Here is a 21,443-nt window from a genome sequence, read left to right as displayed (position 1 = left end):
ACAACCCTTTCTGTCGTCTCACATAGACAATTGCAGCTGCCCTTCTTGCTGTTTGTATCTCTCGAACGCCAAGGAATTTCCTGATCCAGTACACATCTCCGGTAGATTCGCTCGGACCAATGCTTCTGCGAAAGGGGGCGGTACTGAATTGCCGCAGCGCGCTACCTGGGCACTTTTTGGGTATGATTTACCGTCTGCGTCCCGATCGATGATGTATGTGTCAGGAAAGCCTTGGGCGGCAAACAACTCATGTGGCTCCAGCATCCGCATACCGATGTCGACAATCTGATAGTCTTGCCCATGAATGGTCACCAGTCCAAATCGATCCCGAGTCGTTACTGTTCCAAGTGGTTCATCTGTCTTCTGCCCGACACTGCTGCCGTAGTAGGCCATCAAAAACGCTCTGACCTCCCCGAAGTGATTGCCGCCGGCTGTCACCGTCTGCAAAGGAACATCAACCCTCTGTCCGGTATTGGTCCCGCGCATCTTGACCAAATGGCTTGTTACAAGCGCGGACTTACCGCCTCCTCCTGCTGTTATCGTAGCTGCTGGAGCATCTGCGGCATGTCCAACTGATTGTCCGAATTGGCGTGATAGAAAAGCTGTTACCATTCCCATTGCGTGAGCTGCTCCAGCAGGACGTTTACTTCCCGCACCAGAAGTTACAGTGTGTAATGGCTCGTTGACATCATGGCCAGTAGCTCCAGTCCGGAACTTGGTAATATGGGGAACAGCGATTAATTCAGCGGTCGCAAGTCCGAATTTGTTACCACCTGCTGTAACTGTTCCGATTGGCTTTTCAAGATCAAGAACGCGCGGCTGCTGTCCCTCCCTTTCTCCGTAGCCCATCTGGATGAGTGCTGGACTAATTAGCATATGGTGACCGCCCGTGGTGACTGTTCTGAGAGGTTCATCTACCGAACTTCCTGGGTGCCCTGATGTATTGACCCCCAATACTGGCGTCACGAGTAGATGTTCAGCTTTTGTTATGATTGTCGTTAGAGGTTCTTCCACTTCATACTGCAATCGATCACCGCCAAATCCGGTCTGCCCGATCCGAGCAATGTAAGGAGTGACAATACCCCACCCATTTTTTGCTGTTATGGTCTGCATCGGCTCGCTGATCTGTTGCCCACGGAATTGCTCTCCTTGATGATTGACCTTTACGATAAAGGGATTCGGATTATCGATCACAAAACGCTGGATTCCTCGTGCGATCCGACGCAACGTATTCTCTGCCAGAGGCTTCTTCCGTTCAAAAATGGACGGGCATGGCAACGACCAATCAATGATCTCCGCTGCGGTCCGCCAGGGCAGTAGCTTTCCAGATTTGACTTCTGCACTCTCTGGATCTCCGTGAGTCGGTTCCGGCCATACAATCGGGCGTCCATCGCACCGAGCAATCAGAAAGAAGCGTTTCCTAATCGTTGGCGCGCCGTAGTCGCATGCCCGCAACTCTCTGTGGTCAACCTGGTATCCTTGACGTTTTAGCGCATTGATGAAAGCATTGAACTCGCGGCCTTTGTTTTTCGGGTCTGGCATACCGTCTTTTAACAACGGCCCCCACGTCTTAAACTCTTCAACGTTCTCCAGCATGATTACCCGGGGTCTTACCGTTGCCGCCCAACGTAGGGCCACCCATGCCAAACCTCGGATTCCTTTCTCTTTCGGCTTACCGCCCTTTGCTTTACTGAAATGCTTACAGTCTGGACTCAACCAACAAAGCCCCACAGGGCGCCCCCGTGTAACTTCACGTGGGTCAACGTCCCAAACTGACTCGCAGTAATGTTCTGTCTCAGGGTGGTTTGCCAGATGCATGGCAATGGCTGCTGGATCATGATTGATTGCTATATCTACAGAGCGTCCGAACGCAAGTTCCATGCCCACACTTGCCCCGCCGCCACCCGCGAAATTATCAACTGCAATTTCCTGCATCCTATTACTCCCCCATCACTGAATCGAACGCCTTTTTATTCCGGGTATTGCTTCGGTGTACCCGGCTAGCTCTAGCCGTATGCCTTTGTAGAACTGAACCCTATAATTCATAGCGTTTATTGCACATTGAAAAATCTATTTTTCTTAACCCAGTCCAATCCATCAGGAGTATTGAAAAACTCCTCCGCCTTTTTGCAATGATCGATACGCTTTACGTAGCCCATTTTCTGCAATTCATTAACACTGACATAACCGAAGAATCTATCATCTTTATCATGAATCTCGTAAATCTTTCTTGGCCCAATAGTCGCCCAGGCTGCTATGGTCAGATTTAGCAAAGGCTTATCATTTTCATCCACTTCAATACTCCATCCGCATTTGCAACTGCGTTTGAAAATATCGTCTTCAATGAGCAAAGTCCCTTCACCATTACCAACTTTGTCGTTACCGCATTCCTTACAATTTGCATACTTGCGCATCAATTGAACAGATTTAAGAGCGTTCATATTATCCTCCTCTTGTCTACTCCCCACGGTACTCTTTGGGATTTATGCCGTCCGGCAAACGCCATCCATTAGCTGCGATACGATCGATCAGACGCTTTGCATTGTCGAATGACCAAGTGCCAACATGCTCGAATCCTCGTTGCTCCAGGAACCGGATTTGCTTCGGCGTGGTCAACCCTTCCTCACGCCGTTTGTCCAAGCGCTCCAGCAGCTTCGTAGCTTTACCGGCGTTATGGATGTCATCTGGCAAAATGCCCAACTTCTCCAGCGTCTTGATTTGCTGATCACTCGGCGGTGCCATTTCCCAGCCAAACGATGGAACATAACTAGCTAGATCCTCCGCTTGGATACTCATTTCAAATTGCAATGGATCGACCAGTTTGCGCTTCCGTTTCTTCATTTCTTCAAGTTGCTTGGCGAGAGCTTCCTCACGCTGCGCAATCACATCTTCCACAGCTTGCTTTTCGACATCTTCCAGATCGAGCGCAATTCCGGCTTCCTCAATCTGTTTGGTCATGGCCTTGGCGATTTCCTCATTCTCAGCAATTAAATGCGCTGGATGGCAGAGCTCGTGCCGCTCGGTATGCCACAGGAAATCCAACAACAATAAATCAGTTTTTCCAGGATGTAGTCGGGTACCGCGCCCGACCATCTGGCTGTATAAGCTGCGAACTTTTGTTGGCCGCAAGACAACGACACAATCAACGCTTGGGCAGTCCCAGCCCTCTGTTAGCAGCATGGAGTTGCATAGGACGTTATATTTGTCCCGATCAAAGTCTTCCAAAATTTGCGCTCGATCTTGTGAATCGCCGTTTACCTCTGCAGCCTTGAATCCAAACGAATTCAAAATATTGGCAAATTTTTGACTTGTTTTCACCAACGGAAGGAATACCACAATTTTTCTGTCCTGCGCCACTCGCCACATTTCCGCCGCTATCGATTCCAGATACGGGTCCAGGGCTGTTCCCAAGTCGCTTGATTTGAAGTCACCAGCCTGCTGACCAACTGCTGTTAAGTCCAGTTGTAAAGGGATAGTCATAGCCTTGATCGGGCTGAGATACCCACCCTTGATAGCCTTCGGCAGCGTGTATTCATAGGCCAAGCTCTGGAAATAGCTTCCGAGATTGCGCATGTCTCCACGGTCCGGTGTAGCAGTCACGCCTAAGACATTTGCTGAATCGAAATATTTCAGAACACGTTGATAGCTCTCTGATAAGCAATGATGTGCTTCGTCAATGATGATCGAGTCGAAGAATTGACGATCAAACTTTTCCAGGCGCTTTTCACGCATCATTGTTTGCACGCTGCCAACCACAACACGGAACCAACTTCCGACTGACGTTTCCTCGGCTTGTTCCCTAGCACATTTCAGACCAGTAGATTTTTCAAGCTTGTCAGCTGCCTGATCTAGCAGCTCGCCTCGGTGGGCCAGGACGAGCACGCGCTCGCCCAGCCTTACCCGATCTTCGATGACCTTCGAAAACACGATTGTCTTGCCGCAACCAGTCGGAAGGACCAAAAGCGTTCTTTTCACGCCGTTTTCCCATTCAGATTGAATGGAATCCCGCGCCTCCTGTTGGTAAGGTCGTAAATTCATCGTTTCATTACCTCCACGTTCCCGCCAGAAATACGGTGCTGCGGCCCAACCATCGACGTCGGAATTAAGTTCCCACGGCATACCGGGCATTTCCCATCTGGCGTGTCATGTTCCCACTTTAGTCCGCACCCTGGTAAATCCCGCCACTTTTTGAAAAGCCCATATGCAGGCTTACCAATGCAAGTAAAGCGTTCGTCTTGAATCAATACTGTTTCAGACATACGCCCCTCCTAAAACTGGCCAGGAGTAAATCCGCCACCTTGCTGCTGTCCGCCTGTCGGAAACGGTGCTTGATACTGCTGTTGTTGTTGCTGATATTGTTGTTGCTGTTGATACTGATTTTGTTGCTGGTATTGCGGTTGCGTTGGCTGTTGTTGCTGCTGTCCGAATACCTCCTCATATGGATAAAAGGACTTTACCTGGTTATTAGTCCGCTCCTCGCCTTTGCTATTTTTGAATCGATTGATCTCCAATTTCAGTCGGCCTTTAGAGCCTACAACCGCGTTCCAGTTCATACGTAGCTTTTCGCCCTTCTTCTTTTGGCCGATACCGGCAAAGAAATTGGACAACAACCCTTCGGTTTTCGTATGCAAGAACAAATTATGGAATACAACAACGTCACCATGTTCGGGAGAATGGATCTTTAGTTCCAGTTTCGCCTGATTGCATGGCGGCATTTTCTCGCTGCCCCCGAACCGACCGCGCTCAAATTTCGTAACTGTAAAGTTGTAATCACCGTCAGGCAGGACAATAAATTCCCCGCCGTCCTTCTGAATCTCGTCATCCCATCCAAGTTCTCTATCCATTTGGGTCATGTGTAATTCCTCCCGCTGTTAATTAAATGGCAAATCATTTCTGGTATCTTGAATCATTTGGAGTACTTGCTGCCACGCACCCACAAGAACGCCTTCAACAAAACCAAGATCATAATTCGCAATCGGTGTATCCATCGGATAGTATCCTCTTTTGCTCACCACGATCTGAATCTCGTTTTCTGACACCTGATGTTGAACCATCAGGTCGCGCAATGAAGGTGGAATATTACTAGGGATGTGCGGTTTCAATGCATCCTCGGCAGAAGGTTGTTGCTCCTGTGCCATCTGCTGCTCCCCGGTCATCTGGCCCCAAGCTTGCTGCTGTTTCTGTTCATCTAAAATAGCGTTCCGTAAACCATTTACAAGGTCATACTCTATTTCCTTGGCACTACGCTGTACTGGTTGAGGTGGTGTACTTGTTGTAACTTTTGTGGAACCATTGAAGATGTGGGCAATATAGGAGTAGTCCAGTGGGAATTCGTCCGGTAGCCCGTGACGGTTTTTCGCATCCCACGCTGGATGATGCGTGGCATAGACCGTGCGTGCTCCGCCTTGCCCCTTGTTCTTCTTGCCCTCCTTGTCCGTAGCAACAGAGAACGTTTTGTAATTAATGAACAGGACCATATCAGCCCATTCCTTGACGAGTGCTGCCGTTCTCGAACCAGTTTTTGGTCCAAGCTTGAGCTGGTAACGGTCATAAGCTCCCATCTCGTCCGGCTGCTCAAACTTGATGATCTGTGAGTGAGCAGTCAGCACGACATGAATACCGGCTTCGATTACGTCGCTGAGAAGGTTCAAAAAGCGACCTAATTCCTCCGCTACGTAGATGTAACCTTTGCCATAGCCGAAGTCCTCAACGCCATTCTTCTGATGCTTGGCACAAATGCATTCCACGCACAGCATTTCGGCCCAATCGACCGTATCGATTATGAGCGTTTCATATCTCCCAATTTGTGTCATAACCCATCTAACTTGTTGGTTGATCATCTCCCAGCTTGACGGCTTGGGCAGACGGTTAACATCAAGTTCCGTCGTCGATCCTTCTGTATCAATGAAGATGGGCTTTGGGAACATGGCCGCCAGTGAGGATTTCCCGATACCCTCCGGCCCATAAATTACCACCTTCTTGGCCTTTTCTACCTTTCCACTGATGACTTGCATTAAAATTCACCTGCTTTCCATGTTGGGGCCGGATCGATCGCTCCTGGCTGCTGTTGCAACTGAACGCCTTCCTGCCCTGCAACGTACCCGTCTTCGATGATGATCGAGCACTCATCGCCAGTGCTGACGCGTGTTGCAATTGCCTGCAGCCCTTCCTGCTCCAGCCAACGACCGAATTCGTTCAAAGTCTCCAGATCCATTTGCTCAAGCTTGTCCAACAAGATAAATCCGCAATTTGGCTTGAGCCTGCGTACAATCGCGGTGGCTACCCTCAATTGCTCAGCGCCGCTCATGTTGTCCCACTTCTGCCCGTTATAGGTCAGCTCTCCATCCTCAACGGACAGCCCAGGCAGCGGCAAATTCGCATTCGTCAACAAGTCTGTCTTTTGCTGACGGATCGCTGTGATATTGCCTGTCAATGCCTCGTATTGTACGCGGTAGTCGTTTGCATCCGTTTCGGCCTTGTCCTTGTCCAGGTTAGCTCTGACCTTGCGGTTGATCTCGTCGATTTGCTGAATATTGGCTTCCAATTCCGCGGTCGATTCGTCGCGTAGGTCAAGCGCGTCTTTTCGGGCAATCGCCAAATCTTCGCCTATTTTCATATACTCTTCCTTGAGCTTTAGCAATTCTGTTTCCAATCGCGCAATTTCTTTTCCCTTTGCCTCGCGCTCTGTTTCTAAGTAATTCAATTGTTGCCGCTTGCGCTGATTCTCGCCGTTTCGGGCAAGAATTTCTTGTTGCTGGCGGATCAGCTCGGACGCAGAAATCGGTTCTTTCGGTGCGTCTGGAAAATACGGTTGTTCCTTGGCAAATTTGGCTTTCTGATCAGCAATCTGACCGATGGTATGGCGCTGGTTGTAAATTTCCTTTTCCTTGGTTTCCAGCTCATGAAGCTTGTCACCAACACCGATAATGCGGAGCAGGATATTTGCCTTTTCCTTGCTCGTGGAATTCATGAATTTCGGTAAATCGATTGCCAGCTCTTCGACAAAACTATCAAGCAGCTGCTGACCGCCTTTCTGGCCGTTCGGATCGATGACTTTTAAGTCGGAGTTTTTACCTTTACGCTCAACGATCAGACCATTGGACAGGACGAGATGGAGATATGGAGGAACAACCGACCCTTCACGGTCGGGCTGGGAAGGGCGATACTTATTACCGCCCAATGCCCAAGCAATGGAATCCAACACGCTCGTCTTACCTTGACCGTTCTTCCCACCAACCACCGTCAATTCCGAGCTTGTCGGCTCGATTTTGACTGCCTTGACACGCTTGACGTTTTCGATTTCGAGCTTGCTAATTTTTATCATGGCTTCCTCCTCGATTTCTCTCGGTTATGTTTGAGGATTGATTCAATATTTTCTGTCATGGTAATAATGATTTGCCCGTCATTTGCCTTCACTTTGCACCAATCCCGGGCAATCCCCCATGTATCGGTTACGATGCCTATTTCGCCGGACTTCATCTTGACTTCATCGCCCTTCATACAAAGCAATGTTCTTCCCTCCTGGCGTCATCTGTGGTAGCATGAAGCCAACCATAGTTGTACTTAGGACTCCGTTGCAGCGGAGTCCTTTTCTGTTTGGATAACTAAGCGATAATAGTAACTTTCCCACTGTTGATTTCTTCCTCAAGCGCACCTTGCAGATACTCCTTGATTCTGGCAATCGCAGTCAGTTCCCATGCTCCCCCATCTGCTTCAAACAGAGCAGCGGATGGCCCAGACTTCATGCGGAAAACGAATTCGCTTTCGGGCTGCTCGATTTCTACAAATGTCCGGAACGGCTTCAAAGAAACTGGATTAGGAACAACGATATTTTCGACCGTTGCTACGCCCGTCTTTGCTGTCACCTGTTGTGAAACTCCGTCATCCCCGACATTGGATACCGTCTCTTCCTTTAAGTTGCCAATTACTTTTAGCACGATGGCCCGAGCATCATTAGGAACAAAGCAACTTTGCAAAAGAATATTGAAAGATTCCGCATCCATAAATTGTCCGAAAGTTATCCTAGGAAGGAGTGCTTTTGCCTGAATCAAATGATTTCTGTTGAAATCCTGGTTGTAAGAACTGAAAACATCGACCATTGTTGGACTAGCTACATGGACAAGGACTGGAGGCTGGTCATCAAAGTTGTGAATCAAATAATCAACAAGTCCTGACAGATTCCGAACAACTAATGCTTCTGGTGTTGGATTCTTTATCAAGTGAATTGGTTGAGAAGCGAACTCTTGACCTGTTCGAGTAGTAAAAACTTCTGTATTACCAAGACCAATCAAATATTGCAAGGCTTCTTTTAACACAAATATCCCTCCCGATTATTTGAATTGCACAACTTTGTTACCCTTGTCGTCTGCAACATCGCCTTCTTCCGTGATGTACGTTTGACCAACTGCCCCTGATTTCAATTCGGCAGCCTCAACCTTCCCCTGTCTGTCACGTCCCATGATGATTTTGGTTTGTACGCCTTTTGATGGAGCAAGTGAAGCTTTCGTGTTGATATCAACCATAGCCAGTTCACGGTTATCATCTGCTTTGAGCGTGATTGTCATGGTGATGGTTCGCGCTTTCTTTGGGTCTGTATTCGGATCAGCAATGTTTTCCAAAACCCTTTGCGCCTCCATGTTGAATTTTTCTGTGAGAGCACCATTCGCAAAATCGTCCAATTTGAACATTCTTTCTCCTCCTTTCTCTTTTTTGCGAGGCCGCCAGCAGCCCAACCTCTCTGCCAGCCGTACAGCTCCTCTGACTGATCCCGATGGCCCCGCTATGTATTACTTGGAGGTTCGAACCTCCGTGCAACCGACAAATTCCTATCAGCTGCACGCAGGGCCGAAGCCCGCGTTGGCTCAATTTATGTTCCTTTCCTCACACGTCCACGTCCCTTTCCTCTTATTGCCTTATGGCAAGCATCTGCTATTTGAGAGGCCATTTTCATTACGAATGAAAGCCGCGTGTTTTGAAGGACAAAATATTCCATGAATCCTCCGACATTAACGATTCCGTATATGTGTGCGTCACCGACAGTTGGTAGCTCCTTCCCTACACCTTCACCTGGTTTCAGGGCACCGCAGGCTACTTCAATATCGCCCACATTTTTGAAATCCCCAAGGCTTGCATCTACTGCAATAACAAAATGGTTCGGATAGTTCTTCTCGATTTGAGTAAGTGTTTCGGCAATATTCATTGCATGCACAGGCTCGTCCAGTGTTCCCAACACGTCAAATTTGAGTTTTTTCAATGCAGTACCAACCAGCGGACCAAGAGAATCACCTGTTGATCTATCTGTACCAACGCACACGAACAAAACTTTTTTCCCTTTGGGGATAAGTCGCTTAATTTTTGTTGCGAGCTTTAACTGTCGTTTTATAGGCATCCTTTGCACACCAACTTTCCACTCTTATGAGGATGAACGTTTTCAACACTCCCACACAAAGCGCAACCAGGGACATACTTCTGGAGAATGATTTGGTTATTGTTCACGAAGACTTCCATTGGAGTACCTTCCGGAAGATCAAGAGTGTTGCGAAGCTCCTTTGGCAAAACAACTCGTCCTAAATGATCGATCTTTCTTACAATTCCTGTTGATTTCATGTCCTTATCCCCCTGTATTTTCAGTTAGATTCAAGATCATAGCGTGCATTCCAACGATCTATATACACCTGGTACATTCCGTTTTTTCTCAGTTGATTAACCGTGGTTCTAATCGTGTGTTCCGTTCTTCCTAATGCAAAGGAAAGTGATCTTGTTGCATCTGTTTCATAGAACTTGCAGAGGTATTCCAGCTCATCTTCTTCAAATGGTGCTTTATGATTAAAGTGAAATTCCGGGTGGTATTGCATTCGGCCGTATGAATCATAAGCAATTCCGTCTTCGATGACGACGGCTGTAGCAGCTCGTGTCATAGTGCTTGTCCACCTCCAAGAAACTGTGGTAGGATAGGACTATTCAAATTTGTTTGAGTGTTGAATTGGTCACTGTTACGAGCAGTGGCCATTTCCTTTTCCAGCTCGTTTACTTCATTCACGATCCACCAGTCCCATGTGCCGTCAGCTGGCTGATGTCGCAAGGAACGGTAGATGCTCCACAGCTTTGCTATTCGCGTAATCGCAGAATCAAAGTCGTACTTCACAGCCTTTCACTCCCCCATATTCCATTCAAAATTCCGAGGATTACGAATTCTGTTCTCGTACCCCTCCATTGTCCAACCATTCATCTAAAGCACTTTTCTTGAATCTGATAGTGGGTTTTCTTGAGTTAAGTTGGCCCAAACGTGAAGCCTTTAACGAGCCTTCTCTGACCATGGTGTAGATTGTGTACATGGATACTCCCAGATACTCCGCAGCATCATTTACCGTTAACCACTGATCGGGCTTTTGAGAATTACCACCAAGCCTTTCCAAAAGTCTAGGAATGAGTTTCTCAATTAGTCGTTCATCCTGTGCGATTTGATCAACCAACGCTTCCAAAAAATCGACGCTTTTTTGATCTGCCATTTCTCTTTTCACCTCCCAGCAAATTAAGCATTCATTTGACGATCCCATCTGTCCCTGTAGTAATCGAACAGCGCCTTCTTTTTGAGATACGCAATCCTGTACTCCAGTGACTTTTCTAAGCGGCCTAGGGCAAGTGACAAAGATTTGAGAGTATCTGTTTCGTAGAATTTGCAAAGATAGGCTGTCTCTTCATCCGTGAATCTCTTGCCTTGGTTTGGATGGAATTCAGGATGATAGATCATCCTCCCCCGCTCGTCATACTGAACCTCATTTTTCCTACTTAACTCGCCTTTTTTGTTGTTTTTTTTTACGTTTTTGTGTGGTGCATACAACACCATCATCAAAAAAAATTTCTCGTATATCGCGATTGAAGTAGGTGCAGATTCTTAACATCAGTTTTCCACTGGGAACCGCGCCATTCTCTATCGCACTGATCCGATCTCTTGATGTGCCAAGCTCCTCTGCCAGTTTCGCTTGGGAAAGATTATATTCTGGAAGACTACGTAGAGACTTAATGGTATTTTTCATTGAGACATTCACCCCCTGGGGCGTTGCTTAGATGCAACATTATGTAGATTGAACTCGACATGTTGTGGTGTTTATACGTCAGATTGTATGGTGAACAACACAAAACGTCAATAGTTTTTTTATATTTCTCCGTAAAAGAACAAATGATCTCTTCCTATTTTGTCGTGTATATACTACAATTTGTAGTGTCTACACTACAAAGATGAGGTGTAAATATCCAATGCAAAACGAACTTGGTAGAACCCTTGAAGCCTTGAGAAAAGAGAAAAGACTCTCTTTGAGAGAAGTTGCTGAGATGACTGGATTAAACTTTACATACATCCGTGATTTAGAGCTAAATAAGAATCGGAGCACAAAACAACCAGTAAACCCAACTGCCGAAACTCTTCAAAAGCTTGCAGCTGCTTATGACTATCCACTAGAAAATCTATTGAAGTTGGCCGGACAGGTAGAAGTAGCAAATGCCTTCGAAAAAATTCTCAATGACCCAGATGTAAGCGAAAAGAAGAAAGAGGCTGTTCGTATCCTGATGGCAATGGAGGACAATGACGAAAGCCTGGATCGTGTAATCGGAATATTGAATGCCCTGAAATAAGAACGACCAATCTCAACGGAGAGACTGGTCGTTCTTTCTTTTATTTGGAATTTCTTTCGAAACGATGTCTTCAATATTTTGGAGAGCTTCACTATGGTCCTCTTTCAAAAGATTATGTAACTTTCCTACCAGTTCTGGAGTCCATTTTGTTGACTTAACAGTGATCACGCACTTCTCCCCCTTGAATCGAACGTAAGTTCTTATTTATTGTATGAGTATCTTGTACATTTTGCAACTGTTTCCAGCCCTATAACAAAAAAAGAACGACAGGCTTATATGCCTACCGTTATTTTATACCAATCAAATTCTTTTTTCTGTAAAGTGCAACAACTTTTTTCTCCAAAATTTGTAAGCCACTTTACATTAATGGTTTAGAATTACCAACCGTCAGGGGGGCCTCCAAGCGGAGAAACTCCCCAAGTCGTTGGCTCGGAATCTCCAGTTTGGATCACTTTTGTTTCTGGAGCTATCCCCCAGCCATCTGGTGGTCCGGCCAGAGATACCTCGTTCGCAGTGAATAATCCGATTAACAACGCAAGACTCGGGATGAAGATAAGCTTTTTCTTCATGAACAAACCTCCTACAACGTGATACCTATATTCTAACTGACAATAATGCTCTTTCTAGGACAAAATTCTTAGTAAGCAACAATTCATCTTTCAAATGACTTTTCTCAAGCTCCTGCAGAATATTATCGACTTCTCTTGTTACATACTCCCCAGTCTCAACAGCCTTTAGCATCACTTTGTTACGACGTAATAACATATCTTCATCATCGTAATGTCGCCAGTCACTCTTTCTTGCTAACTTGAGAATTTCGTCGCATTCCTTGATTTTGACTCTAGCACTTTCAAGGTTCCCTAATCTAATCTCCATCATGATGATATCGTTAAGGGAATGTGTCCGCTCGGGGTCATTCTTCCCAAGTCGTTTGAAAGCAGATTCCCAATAGATTTGTGCATCTTCATATCTTCCTGTCATATAGTAGAGGCGTGCAAGACCTGCATTGATAAATTTGAGAAAATCACTGGTTGGTTCCAGAATCTCCAAACATTTTAGCTCACATTCTAATGCTTCATCGTAATTGAATTTTTGCAAACAAATCATTGCGTGCTTGTGGTAGATAAAGTGAGTATGTTTATAAACCTCTCCATTCATTACTTCGATGGCTTTAGACATCTTCTTGTAAGCCTTGTGTTCATCGCCTGTATAGTAATAAGCATTTGCTTGGTGTCCCAGCATATAAGATAGTTTTCTGTTGTCCAGATAAACTTTGTCTTTAATTGCCTCGGTTATAGTAATGAATGCTTCGTAATTTTTGGATGAGCCAGATATTGCATAAAGCTCGTCTGTCAGCTCGATAAAAAGGTCGGGATCTGGACCAAGATTCTCAGCTATTCTGATTAACCAGCTGCTTTTCTTCGGGTTAACCTTTTTCTTAATCTTCATGTCCCACATCACAATTTGAAACATGGCGGGAAACATAGTTTCAAAATCATTCGTCTTCAACGATCCGCGAATTACCTTCTTCATGATCTGCTTGGCGACTGAATAATCTACCTCTGCTACGAAATTTGCAAGAGCTATTAGCTCTCGTTTGTCATCTTGAATAGCGGCATATGCCTTGACGATCTCTACCGATTCAAATAGTCGAAACACATGCTCTACGAACCTAACCTTTGGGACGTTCTGTCCTCTCTCGGTATTTGCAATAGTTTGCCGCGAAACGTCCAATACTTCTGCTAAATCTTCCTGGCTCCACTTCTTTGTGTGCCGTAGCTCGCGCAATAGTTCCCCGAAATATTTTCTTTTGTTTGGCATTTATTACTTCTCTCCTTTGAGAAGCAAAAGCCTTACACCAATTTTATGATGGCAGGATTTAAGTAAAACACCGAATTTGTACCACTTGTTGTATAATAATGTTTAAGTCAATGGAAAGTGGCTCCGGCCCGCCACCAAGGGTGTGTCTTGGTGGTAAAGAGTTTGCATAGCTACCAACTATGCAGACCCCGTTGGCTTTTTGCTTTTACCTATTTTAGATTGATTCTTAACAAAAGTAAATTTTACCCAAATAGTATAGCATTTTCCTTAACAAAATTTTATAGTATCGGCAAACTTTTTTAAAAATTACATCCACATCGCTGCGTGCTCCTCGACTCTTTTCTCTTCGATCCGCTTCATCGTCCCGTAGAAACATTTTAGGAATCGATCAAGCTCCCACTCATTTTTATCCCTCTTGTACTCGTTCTTGGTGTATTCCCAAGCGTCTGTAGCAACTGGCAATACGTTTTCGTTACGGGTCCATCCTGTAACGTTTTTAAACATCACCACCTTGCTCCAGAACTGTTTGATCACTCGTCCACATGAAAATCCTTGCTGGATCAACTTAGCGAAATCTTTCGGGATGTAAGAGGGAATTACTAAGCTGTCTTTCGCGAGGTGCGTTCCGTTTACGTTATTTTTCTTAGTTTCTTTTGGTCTTTTTGGAGTATTAAAAACCCCTGTATTAGTATCCTGTTTGGGAGCCTCAACCTTTGATTTCTCAGGCGTTTTGGGCTTGTCCAACCCCGTCACTTCAACCCCGTCATTCAGGGGTAAAAAATAGTAAATGTTCGCCCCTTGGAGTCCCGTTTTTCTGGATGTTGTCACTCGTTTTATGATCCCTACCTGATCCAACTTTCTAATCGCTCTTTCCACGCTTGCCCGGCTTACTTTTGTTAAAGTAATGATTGTTTCAATTTTTAGATACGCGACTCCATAAATCTTCTTGGAACGCATTCTAATTGCATCAAGAACTTTCAATGTCGCAGGAGTTAGTTTTTCTTGCAGACTACCCAAGTGTTGATTGATTGTGGATATTAAGTCTTCTCGTGACGTAAAACGGCTATACTTTTCCATTGTTTCCAGAGTATAAGCATTAATGTGAATCGCCTCCATCAGCACGTTTTTAGGTATTAAAAAATCACTTTGATGTAGTTATATTACCTACTCTTTCACACTAATGTCAACAAAAAAATCACATATGCGTATTTTTCATTTGCTTCACAGCACTTTTAAGGATATACTTACTTCGAAAGGGAGGGGTTTTGTTTGGGATTCACTTACAAACCTTTATGGAAGTTGTTAATTGATAGAGGGATGAAAAAGAAAGATTTAAAAGAACAGATTGCGCTTCATTCAACAACAATTGCAAAGATGGGTAGAGACGAGTTTGTCGCAATGGAAGTGCTCGATAAAATCTGCAATCACTTTAATTGCCGCATTGAAGACATCATTGAACACATTCCAGATGAAGAATAGGAGGGAATAGGAATGGCATCTTATCAGAAGCGTGGAGAAAACTCCTATCTCCTGGTAGTGGAAGCAGGATATGATGCAAAAGGTAAACGGATCAAACGTACGAGGACACTAAGAATTACTGAGAAGTTCACACCAAAGAAGTTAAAAGAACATCTGGAATTGGAACTGGCGAAATTCAAAATGGAAGTCGAGGCTGGGGAGTTCATTTCACCTGAGAAAATGACTTTCGGGACCTTTGTTGACCAATGGTACAAAAATTTTGCATCAAAAGAACTTGGTCCAAAAACGCGAGACATTTATATGGGCTACCTTAAAAGACGCATTCTTCCTGTTTTTGGGCATATGCGGTTAGATCAAATAAAACCGTTTCATATTGTGAGGTTCATTTCTGAATTAGGTGATCCGGGTAGCCGGCAAGATGGGCAGGAAGGATGTTTAGCGCCAGGAACAATTAGATATATTCATCGTGTTATCAAAAATATTTTACAGCGGGCAGAGGAATGGAAAGTCATAAAAAAGAATCCAGCGTCCGATATTAAGAAGCCCAAAGAATCGTATAAAGATGTTGAGGTGTACGATGAAAAAGATGTTGCCGTTCTCTTTGAAGCTCTGGAAAAGGAGCCTATACATTGGCGACTGTTGTTTACCTTCGCGATCACAACTGGCCTGCGCCGGGGAGAGATTATAGGCTTGGAATGGAAACATATCGACCTTGAAAACGGAACAATTGAAGTAAAACAGAGCATAACTATGCGGATCAATGGCGAAACAATCATCAATGAACCAAAAACAAAAAAATCAAAGCGGAAGATTAGCCTTCCTGATGCTTTGACTGAGCAGTTAAAAGAATATTATCTTCATGCTCGAAAGATGCGATTACAGATGGGTGACAAGTGGAATGGTGGAAATCACTTCTTTGTATTTTGCAATCCTGATGGAAAACCATTTCATCCATCAACCCCATATTTACACTTTAGACGTTTTTTAAAAAACAATGGACTTCGATACATACGCTTCCATGCACTACGCCACACGTCAGCATCCCTGTTAATCAGCCAAGGCGTTCACGCAAAGATTATCTCTGAACGTCTAGGACATGCCAGCATAACCACTACTATGAATATTTATGGACATGCTCTCCAAACCGCAGACAAAGAAGCAGCAAATAAATTTAACAATATCATCCCAATAAAGAATAAGAATGCATGAGGAGCAGCCACACAGCAGCTCCTTTTTTTCGTCAACAATCCGTCAACAACTCATATTTCATACGCTAAAAAACCCTTGATATATAAGGGTTTAAGCTTGTTAGTATGTATCCGGAGAAAGTGGATAATCGGTAGAGTGATCAGGTGATGAGAAAGAAAAAACCCTTATTGTAAATAAGGGTTTTTTCCTTTTCCAATTAGAAATCAAGGTCGTGATCGTTGGTGTGATTCTATTCCTTCTGCTACGGTTTACTGCGGAAGGAGGTGATACTATGACCAAGCATCTGTATTTTTACGCAAGTTTCGAAGATGCAGCGCGACTCAATCGGGAGTTGATTCAGCTGGGCTACAGGAATTATTATCTGGAGCCGCACGAACACCTGGTTGCTTTTGTTTTCGAGCCTGTTACCGAGGTGAGCCACGCCATCTTGAAACACTTGTTTGATGCAGATGATCTGTCGCACCTAGAAAACTAACTCTGCAGGGCTGGTGCTCCTCGAAAGGGGCATCAGTTCCTATTCCTTGGTTGCTGCTGTTTTTCAACTTTGATGAGCTGCCTAAGTGCTCCTTTAAAAAAGGGCGCTTTTTGGTAATATTTCTCATCTGAAGATGTTGCTAAAATATGGATATGAAGGTAATGTATTATTGGATATCAATAAATTGGAGGTGGTAACATTGAAAAAATTTATCCAAACCACACTTCTCGCGTTATCTGCCATGCTTGTTATTCCGACCAGCGCAATAGCTAGCAGTGCCCAACCACAGTCTACAGAAGCGGTTGCTCCTGTTTCAAAGACCACAGAAGTTTTGAGTTACACTAAATTAGGAAGTAGAAGCTCTGTTGACTCTAAATTGTTCGAGATTGAATCCCCTGGAAACATTACTGTTCATGTAACGCAGAAAAGTAGGCTTTCTTCCATTACACCCAACTTGACCTATCGAATCTTGAGTTTTGGTCCAGATGGTAGTTCTACATTTGGTACTGGACGTTTTGACGGCAACGGGTCCTTTACATTTACAAACACCAAAGAATTACCCGCAGGAAAATACTATATATTGGTTAGGAACAGCGGAATCGGGAGAGCAATGGGAACCGTGTCTGTGACAATTCCTTAAATGTTTGGATTATTTATGGAGGCTTTCGCATATGAAAGCCTCTTTTCTCTACGCAACTAGTTGCTAACGGATACTTACTATAGACACTTAACCACTTAACGATTGTGTTCATCTCTCGTTCATATTCAACGATTACACTTACAAGCGTAGTCAAAAGAAATGATGCAGGAGATGATCTAACATGTTAACAGCGGCTGTCATTTTTATAAATCTCGCTCTACTTGCCTATACGATTGGCGTATGGAGCGAAAGACGTTCTGGAGAACTAAAGCTGAAACACCTTTTCTATTTTGGTTTCGGTTTAGCATTCGATACCGTCGGAACCACTTTTATGAAATTGCTCGCTGAGAGCTCCAGTTTCAATTTGCATGGCATTACTGGGTTGATCGCTCTGATCTTGATGTTCTTCCATACAGTGTGGGCGTGTGTCGTCCTGTGGAAAAAGAAGGAACATCAAATCAGGCAATTCCATAAATTTAGCCTGATCGTATGGCTTTTATGGCTTGTTCCTTATTCCATTGGCGTCGCTTTAAGCTTTATGAAATAGGAATGCTCTCTATTACGCACCGCGCGCGGACAATCTACCCTTACCTCAACCCTCTCAACCGATGAGAGGGTCTTTTGCTTTTCTCGCGGCTGTTCAACCTATCATCAACTTTGCCTACCATTCGACAATATCTCCTAAAGTAATCAGAACGATAATCGTATAAAATGTAATAAATTACTATTTTTAGAAATATAAAACTTTTAGCTACGACTCGTTAATCGTTTTCTAAACAACATTCACCATTTCAGAAAGGTTGATGCTCATGTTTAAAAAAGCACTGATTATCCTGTCATTAAGTTCAGTCGTCGTAGTACCCTCTCTAGCCACACAAGTCCAAGGGGCAGCGCTCCCTACACAGGAAAAGGCAACCACCTACGCTTCCAATAAAAAAATCAGAAACGCCACGTATGGTGAAGAAATCTGGGTGTCGCTTACCTCACCTATTCCAGCCGGATGGGTTATCGTTAGAACTTTAGGAACGCAGAACCTGATCAAGAATGTGAACGGTGCTTCTTATGGCACGGAGGTAGAGGTGCTGCTAGCTTCGCCTATCCCAACCGGATGGGTCATGGTTCGAGCCTTTAGAGGATCGAATGTAATCAAGAATATGAACGGTGCTTCTTATGGTACGGAGGTAGAGGTGATGCTCGCCTCGCCTATTCCTGAAGGATGGGTCATGGTTCGAGCCTTTAGAGGATCGAATGTACTCAAGAATATGAACGGTGCTTCGTACGGCACGGAGGTAGAAGTGATGCTCGCTTCGCCTATCCCAAAAGGATGGATCATGGTTCGAACCTATGGAGGATCGAATGTGATCAGAAATGTTAATGATGCTCCTAACGGAACACAGATTGAGGTACTGCAAGCCTCGCCTGTTCCTGAAGGATGGATCATTATCAGTTCAGGTGGAAATTCGAAAGTGATCAGGAAAGTTGGCTAAAACAAAGCGCACATGACATGCATCTAGTCCGCAGGCTGACGTCGAAATGCAATCGGCATCAGCTTGTGGGCTTTTTTTTATTCATAAGTTTCCATCAATCGTGGAATTATAAGGGAAGCAAACGTCCTAAGGAGGCCAATGATGAGCACGTTTTACGAGAAATATGGTGGGGAAGATACGGTCGCAAAAGTAGTGGACTACTTTTATGATTTAGTTTTAGCTGATGACACCGTGAACCACTTTTTCAAAGACACCGATATGGAAAAACAGCGTAAACACCAAACAAAGTTCATCAGCTATGCCCTCGGTGGTCCGAATCAATATTCTGGCCAGTCTATGGCAAAGGCTCACGAAGGGATGAATCTGCAACCCATCCATTTTGATGCTATCGTTAGGCATCTGCGTGATGCCTTGACTCACTTTGGTGTCAGCGAAGAAGATATTGCCGATGCGCTGAGCAAAGTAGCGTCACTACGGGATGATATTTTGTATAAATAACCGAGCGACCAGGTGGATTACGTTCCTCTCAGTGGCCCTTCGTTATCGATTGGCCATTTTTAGTTTGCTCATACACATTTTGTAAAATTCTTAGCAACTCTATTTTCTTCCTTACGTATATGATAGGAGCAATATTTGAACAATGGAGGAAGTTTCGAAAATGGAAGATCAATATTTTGTTGGTTATGGTACATTGGCCCTCATCAACGCCGGACTAGCTCAAGGAAAAAATCGAAGCGGTCTTAACTGGTTTTTTCTCTCTTTATTCCTCGGCCCGATCGCAACACTAATCATTGTAGTCTGGGAAAAATTGCCCGAGCAGAAAGACTTGTCACAGTGAGCATGTTGATAAGGAGGCAGACATGATGCAAATCCGAAATGTACAAGAGCACGACTACCTCAAAGTTATTCCGGTCCTCAACGATTGGTGGGGTGGGCGACAAATGTCTGATATGTTACCCAAGCTGTTTTTTATCCATTTCCAGTCAACGAGCTTTATTGTTGAAGAGAATGGAGAAGTCATCGCTTTCCTCATCGGCTTCTTGTCCCAGACGTTCCCTGGAGAAGCTTACATTCACTTCGTTGGGGTACATCCGGACAAGCGAAAAGATGGGTGGGGACGCGAATTATACCACCATTTCTTTCAAACTGTAAAACAAAAAGGATGCGATACGATTCGATGCATTACCTCTCCTGTTAATAAAGGCTCAATCTCCTTCCACACCAAGCTAGGTTTTGCGGTTGAAAAAGGAGATAAAATGGTGGATGGAATTGCTGTGACCTCAAATTATGATGGAAAAGGAAATGACCGGGTTACTTTTGTTAAGAAGATCTAATCTTATGGCAACCCGTAATCACAGTTCAAATACCCAAAAAAGTAGGTCGTTCACATGCTTAAAGCACTTGGTTTCGGCGCTGTTTTGCAGATTCTCTGTATGATCATAGCGATAACGACGGGGAACATCGATCAAGCAGGCAATTATGCTGAGTACCTTGCATTTGGTCTCCTTACACTAGCTGGATTAATGGTTCTGTCCCCAGTGGCATTTTTGCTGTCATCTTTTCATTTACGTAACCAAAAAGCACCATTTCACGTACTTATCAATAGCCATACCAAAGTAATCTTTCACGTGGAAGGATGCGGTCTGATTTGAAAAGCGTAAAAGAATTATGGGGCTGGACCAAAACGTTGGGCATCTCCATCTCACTCGCAATGCTGGTTAACATATTTGTCCTCCAACCATTTAAAGTGAATGGACAATCGATGGAGCCCACTTTGCAAAACGATGAACGCATCTATGTGTCGAAATTATCCCACACATTCTCTTATCTCCCTGAGTACAACGATATTGTCGTGGTCGACAGCCGTGTAAACCGGGATCGTACGTTACAAGATGACATCCTTGAAAATCCTTTACTCATGCTCGCCACGGGGAAAAGCGAAGCCAAAACATTCTGGGTAAAACGAGTCATAGGCAAACCCGGCGATACTTTGGAGTTTAAGAACGAGAGCCTGTATCGGAATGGACAGCCGTTAAACGAGCCGTACATAAAAGAAAAGATGGTCAACGTACCTGATGCTAAAATCGTCATACCGGAAAATCATGTGTTTGTGATGGGAGATAATCGTAACAATAGCGATGATAGTAGAGTCATTGGCGTGATTCCACTCGATCATATTATGGGAAAAAAACTGTTTTAATCAGATGAGAGCCTTTTCCAATGAGGAAGGCTCTCAGTTATTGAACGCATAGACGAATGTCCGTTTCGAAACGCCTGACAAACGCATTTACTAGTGATAAATGCATACAAAGGGGCGTTTCTTGATGAGCTCTCGGCACTCTCATTCCTTACGCTTTATTCGATTTGCCGATCGGCCCGGGCATTTTCATGGGTATGACACACTGACAAGCATTTCGGGTCGTCATCGTCACCGAATACGTGGCAGAACGTCACCCCCTCAGGGAATGAGAGATCGGCACGTCCATTACTACGAAGGTACCACTACATTTGATGATGGACATGTGCATCGCTACAGGGGATGGACGGGGCCGCCTATACCGCTGCCGGACGGAAGTCATTACCACGAGTTTTCAGGGCAAACCACCTATGATGACGGGCACACTCATTACTACCGGGGTGTAACCAGCGAGGCCCTATCTTAAGCGAAGAAGGCTGTTCCTCCCCGGAACAGCCTCTCGTT

General features: G+C 44.7%; 32 protein-coding genes. 13 read left to right on the top strand and 19 right to left on the bottom strand.

Annotated features, from left to right (window positions below; translation table 11 throughout):
* Positions 1 to 18 precede the first annotated feature (18 nt).
* The 15 genes from EL268_RS06675 to EL268_RS06600 all read right to left on the bottom strand — a co-directional run bounded on the left by EL268_RS06675 (position 19) and on the right by EL268_RS06600 (position 11,036).
* The gene (locus EL268_RS06675; protein ID WP_126435382.1) at positions 19 to 1,935 is read right to left on the bottom strand and encodes a DNA cytosine methyltransferase; all 1,917 of its coding nucleotides are present in this window, start codon (positions 1,933 to 1,935) and stop codon (positions 19 to 21) included.
* Between the two features lie 116 nt (positions 1,936 to 2,051).
* Positions 2,052 to 2,441 carry a DUF3797 domain-containing protein gene (locus EL268_RS33830; protein ID WP_106657715.1) on the bottom strand — a complete coding sequence of 130 codons (390 nt, stop codon included), beginning with the start codon at positions 2,439 to 2,441 and terminating at the stop codon, positions 2,052 to 2,054.
* 16 nt (positions 2,442 to 2,457) lie between these two features.
* Positions 2,458 to 4,038: a DEAD/DEAH box helicase gene (locus EL268_RS06665; RefSeq protein WP_106657716.1), complete on the bottom strand. Its 1,581-nt coding sequence runs from the start codon at positions 4,036 to 4,038 to the stop codon at positions 2,458 to 2,460.
* 230 nt (positions 4,039 to 4,268) lie between these two features.
* Positions 4,269 to 4,853, bottom strand: coding sequence for a hypothetical protein (locus EL268_RS06660; RefSeq protein ID WP_115984558.1), 585 nt, complete (start codon positions 4,851 to 4,853; stop codon positions 4,269 to 4,271).
* A gap of 18 nt (positions 4,854 to 4,871) precedes the next feature.
* Positions 4,872 to 6,014 carry an ATP-binding protein gene (locus EL268_RS06655; protein ID WP_106656600.1) on the bottom strand — a complete coding sequence of 381 codons (1,143 nt, stop codon included), beginning with the start codon at positions 6,012 to 6,014 and terminating at the stop codon, positions 4,872 to 4,874.
* The gene (locus tag EL268_RS06650; protein ID WP_106656599.1) at positions 6,014 to 7,324 is read right to left on the bottom strand and encodes an AAA family ATPase; all 1,311 of its coding nucleotides are present in this window, start codon (positions 7,322 to 7,324) and stop codon (positions 6,014 to 6,016) included. Before EL268_RS06650 ends, EL268_RS06655 begins: the two co-directional genes overlap by 1 nt.
* Positions 7,321 to 7,509 carry a hypothetical protein gene (locus EL268_RS06645; protein WP_106656598.1) on the bottom strand — a complete coding sequence of 63 codons (189 nt, stop codon included), beginning with the start codon at positions 7,507 to 7,509 and terminating at the stop codon, positions 7,321 to 7,323. Before EL268_RS06645 ends, EL268_RS06650 begins: the two co-directional genes overlap by 4 nt.
* Positions 7,510 to 7,604: 95 nt before the next feature.
* Entirely contained in the window at positions 7,605 to 8,315 is a 711-nt protein-coding gene (locus tag EL268_RS06640; protein WP_106656597.1) for a hypothetical protein, read from the bottom strand.
* Positions 8,316 to 8,330: 15 nt separating this feature from the next.
* Positions 8,331 to 8,687 (bottom strand): replication terminator protein, encoded by a 357-nt coding sequence (locus tag EL268_RS06635; protein ID WP_106656596.1) that lies wholly within the window; start codon positions 8,685 to 8,687, stop codon positions 8,331 to 8,333.
* A 179-nt stretch (positions 8,688 to 8,866) separates the two neighbouring features.
* Positions 8,867 to 9,388 carry a spore protease YyaC gene (gene yyaC / locus EL268_RS06630; protein ID WP_126435379.1) on the bottom strand — a complete coding sequence of 174 codons (522 nt, stop codon included), beginning with the start codon at positions 9,386 to 9,388 and terminating at the stop codon, positions 8,867 to 8,869.
* The gene (locus tag EL268_RS06625; protein ID WP_106653944.1) at positions 9,379 to 9,606 is read right to left on the bottom strand and encodes an AbrB/MazE/SpoVT family DNA-binding domain-containing protein; all 228 of its coding nucleotides are present in this window, start codon (positions 9,604 to 9,606) and stop codon (positions 9,379 to 9,381) included. Before EL268_RS06625 ends, yyaC begins: the two co-directional genes overlap by 10 nt.
* Before the next feature lie 20 nt (positions 9,607 to 9,626).
* Positions 9,627 to 9,917 carry a DNA-entry nuclease gene (locus EL268_RS06620; RefSeq protein WP_106653943.1) on the bottom strand — a complete coding sequence of 97 codons (291 nt, stop codon included), beginning with the start codon at positions 9,915 to 9,917 and terminating at the stop codon, positions 9,627 to 9,629.
* Positions 9,914 to 10,144 carry a hypothetical protein gene (locus EL268_RS06615; protein ID WP_106653942.1) on the bottom strand — a complete coding sequence of 77 codons (231 nt, stop codon included), beginning with the start codon at positions 10,142 to 10,144 and terminating at the stop codon, positions 9,914 to 9,916. Before EL268_RS06615 ends, EL268_RS06620 begins: the two co-directional genes overlap by 4 nt.
* A gap of 40 nt (positions 10,145 to 10,184) precedes the next feature.
* Entirely contained in the window at positions 10,185 to 10,508 is a 324-nt protein-coding gene (locus EL268_RS06610) for a helix-turn-helix domain-containing protein (RefSeq protein ID WP_164724442.1), read from the bottom strand.
* Positions 10,509 to 10,784: 276 nt separating this feature from the next.
* Positions 10,785 to 11,036, bottom strand: a complete 252-nt coding sequence (locus tag EL268_RS06600) for a helix-turn-helix transcriptional regulator (RefSeq protein ID WP_106653939.1) — start codon at positions 11,034 to 11,036, stop codon at positions 10,785 to 10,787.
* 220 nt (positions 11,037 to 11,256) lie between these two features.
* Here EL268_RS06600 and EL268_RS06595 point away from each other — a divergent pair, with 220 nt between their 5' ends.
* Entirely contained in the window at positions 11,257 to 11,631 is a 375-nt protein-coding gene (locus EL268_RS06595; protein WP_164724441.1) for a helix-turn-helix domain-containing protein, read from the top strand.
* A gap of 12 nt (positions 11,632 to 11,643) precedes the next feature.
* Here the strand turns inward: EL268_RS06595 and EL268_RS32680 are convergent, their stop codons facing one another.
* The 4 genes from EL268_RS32680 to EL268_RS06580 all read right to left on the bottom strand — a co-directional run bounded on the left by EL268_RS32680 (position 11,644) and on the right by EL268_RS06580 (position 14,568).
* Positions 11,644 to 11,799 (bottom strand): hypothetical protein, encoded by a 156-nt coding sequence (locus EL268_RS32680; RefSeq protein WP_164724440.1) that lies wholly within the window; start codon positions 11,797 to 11,799, stop codon positions 11,644 to 11,646.
* A gap of 209 nt (positions 11,800 to 12,008) precedes the next feature.
* The gene (locus tag EL268_RS06590; protein WP_106653937.1) at positions 12,009 to 12,200 is read right to left on the bottom strand and encodes a hypothetical protein; all 192 of its coding nucleotides are present in this window, start codon (positions 12,198 to 12,200) and stop codon (positions 12,009 to 12,011) included.
* Between the two features lie 25 nt (positions 12,201 to 12,225).
* Entirely contained in the window at positions 12,226 to 13,452 is a 1,227-nt protein-coding gene (locus EL268_RS06585) for a helix-turn-helix domain-containing protein (RefSeq protein WP_106653936.1), read from the bottom strand.
* Between the two features lie 306 nt (positions 13,453 to 13,758).
* Entirely contained in the window at positions 13,759 to 14,568 is an 810-nt protein-coding gene (locus EL268_RS06580; protein WP_126435377.1) for a Fic family protein, read from the bottom strand.
* 153 nt (positions 14,569 to 14,721) lie between these two features.
* Between EL268_RS06580 and EL268_RS06575 the strand changes: the two genes are divergently transcribed.
* The 12 genes from EL268_RS06575 (at position 14,722) to EL268_RS06520 (ending at position 21,405) form a co-directional block, all read left to right on the top strand.
* Positions 14,722 to 14,931: a helix-turn-helix domain-containing protein gene (locus EL268_RS06575; RefSeq protein WP_106653934.1), complete on the top strand. Its 210-nt coding sequence runs from the start codon at positions 14,722 to 14,724 to the stop codon at positions 14,929 to 14,931.
* 12 nt (positions 14,932 to 14,943) lie between these two features.
* Positions 14,944 to 16,140 (top strand): site-specific integrase, encoded by a 1,197-nt coding sequence (locus tag EL268_RS06570; RefSeq protein WP_106653933.1) that lies wholly within the window; start codon positions 14,944 to 14,946, stop codon positions 16,138 to 16,140.
* A 271-nt stretch (positions 16,141 to 16,411) separates the two neighbouring features.
* On the top strand, positions 16,412 to 16,615 hold the full coding sequence (locus tag EL268_RS06565; protein WP_056491295.1) for a hypothetical protein: 204 nt from the start codon (positions 16,412 to 16,414) through the stop codon (positions 16,613 to 16,615).
* A 199-nt stretch (positions 16,616 to 16,814) separates the two neighbouring features.
* On the top strand, positions 16,815 to 17,255 hold the full coding sequence (locus EL268_RS06560) for a hypothetical protein (protein WP_106653932.1): 441 nt from the start codon (positions 16,815 to 16,817) through the stop codon (positions 17,253 to 17,255).
* Between the two features lie 181 nt (positions 17,256 to 17,436).
* Positions 17,437 to 17,802, top strand: a complete 366-nt coding sequence (locus EL268_RS06555) for an HsmA family protein (protein WP_106653931.1) — start codon at positions 17,437 to 17,439, stop codon at positions 17,800 to 17,802.
* A 262-nt stretch (positions 17,803 to 18,064) separates the two neighbouring features.
* The gene (locus EL268_RS06550) at positions 18,065 to 18,742 is read left to right on the top strand and encodes a hypothetical protein (RefSeq protein ID WP_106653930.1); all 678 of its coding nucleotides are present in this window, start codon (positions 18,065 to 18,067) and stop codon (positions 18,740 to 18,742) included.
* A 141-nt stretch (positions 18,743 to 18,883) separates the two neighbouring features.
* The gene (locus EL268_RS06545) at positions 18,884 to 19,240 is read left to right on the top strand and encodes a group I truncated hemoglobin (protein WP_106653929.1); all 357 of its coding nucleotides are present in this window, start codon (positions 18,884 to 18,886) and stop codon (positions 19,238 to 19,240) included.
* 160 nt (positions 19,241 to 19,400) lie between these two features.
* On the top strand, positions 19,401 to 19,580 hold the full coding sequence (locus EL268_RS06540; protein ID WP_106653949.1) for a hypothetical protein: 180 nt from the start codon (positions 19,401 to 19,403) through the stop codon (positions 19,578 to 19,580).
* 25 nt (positions 19,581 to 19,605) lie between these two features.
* Complete coding sequence (locus tag EL268_RS06535; RefSeq protein ID WP_106653928.1) at positions 19,606 to 20,076, top strand: GNAT family N-acetyltransferase; 471 nt, start codon at positions 19,606 to 19,608, stop codon at positions 20,074 to 20,076.
* Between the two features lie 54 nt (positions 20,077 to 20,130).
* Positions 20,131 to 20,394, top strand: a complete 264-nt coding sequence (locus tag EL268_RS06530) for a hypothetical protein (RefSeq protein ID WP_106653927.1) — start codon at positions 20,131 to 20,133, stop codon at positions 20,392 to 20,394.
* Positions 20,379 to 20,942, top strand: coding sequence for a signal peptidase I (gene lepB / locus EL268_RS06525; protein ID WP_106653926.1), 564 nt, complete (start codon positions 20,379 to 20,381; stop codon positions 20,940 to 20,942). Before EL268_RS06530 ends, lepB begins: the two co-directional genes overlap by 16 nt.
* A gap of 100 nt (positions 20,943 to 21,042) precedes the next feature.
* Complete coding sequence (locus EL268_RS06520) at positions 21,043 to 21,405, top strand: YmaF family protein (RefSeq protein WP_331251416.1); 363 nt, start codon at positions 21,043 to 21,045, stop codon at positions 21,403 to 21,405.
* Positions 21,406 to 21,443 lie beyond the last annotated feature (38 nt).

Origin of the sequence: Brevibacillus brevis (assembly GCF_900637055.1) — a bacterium.
In the GTDB taxonomy this organism is placed as follows: domain Bacteria; phylum Bacillota; class Bacilli; order Brevibacillales; family Brevibacillaceae; genus Brevibacillus; species Brevibacillus brevis.
Note: the sequence above shows the minus strand (reverse complement) of the source record. Positions and strands in the feature narration are given on the sequence as shown.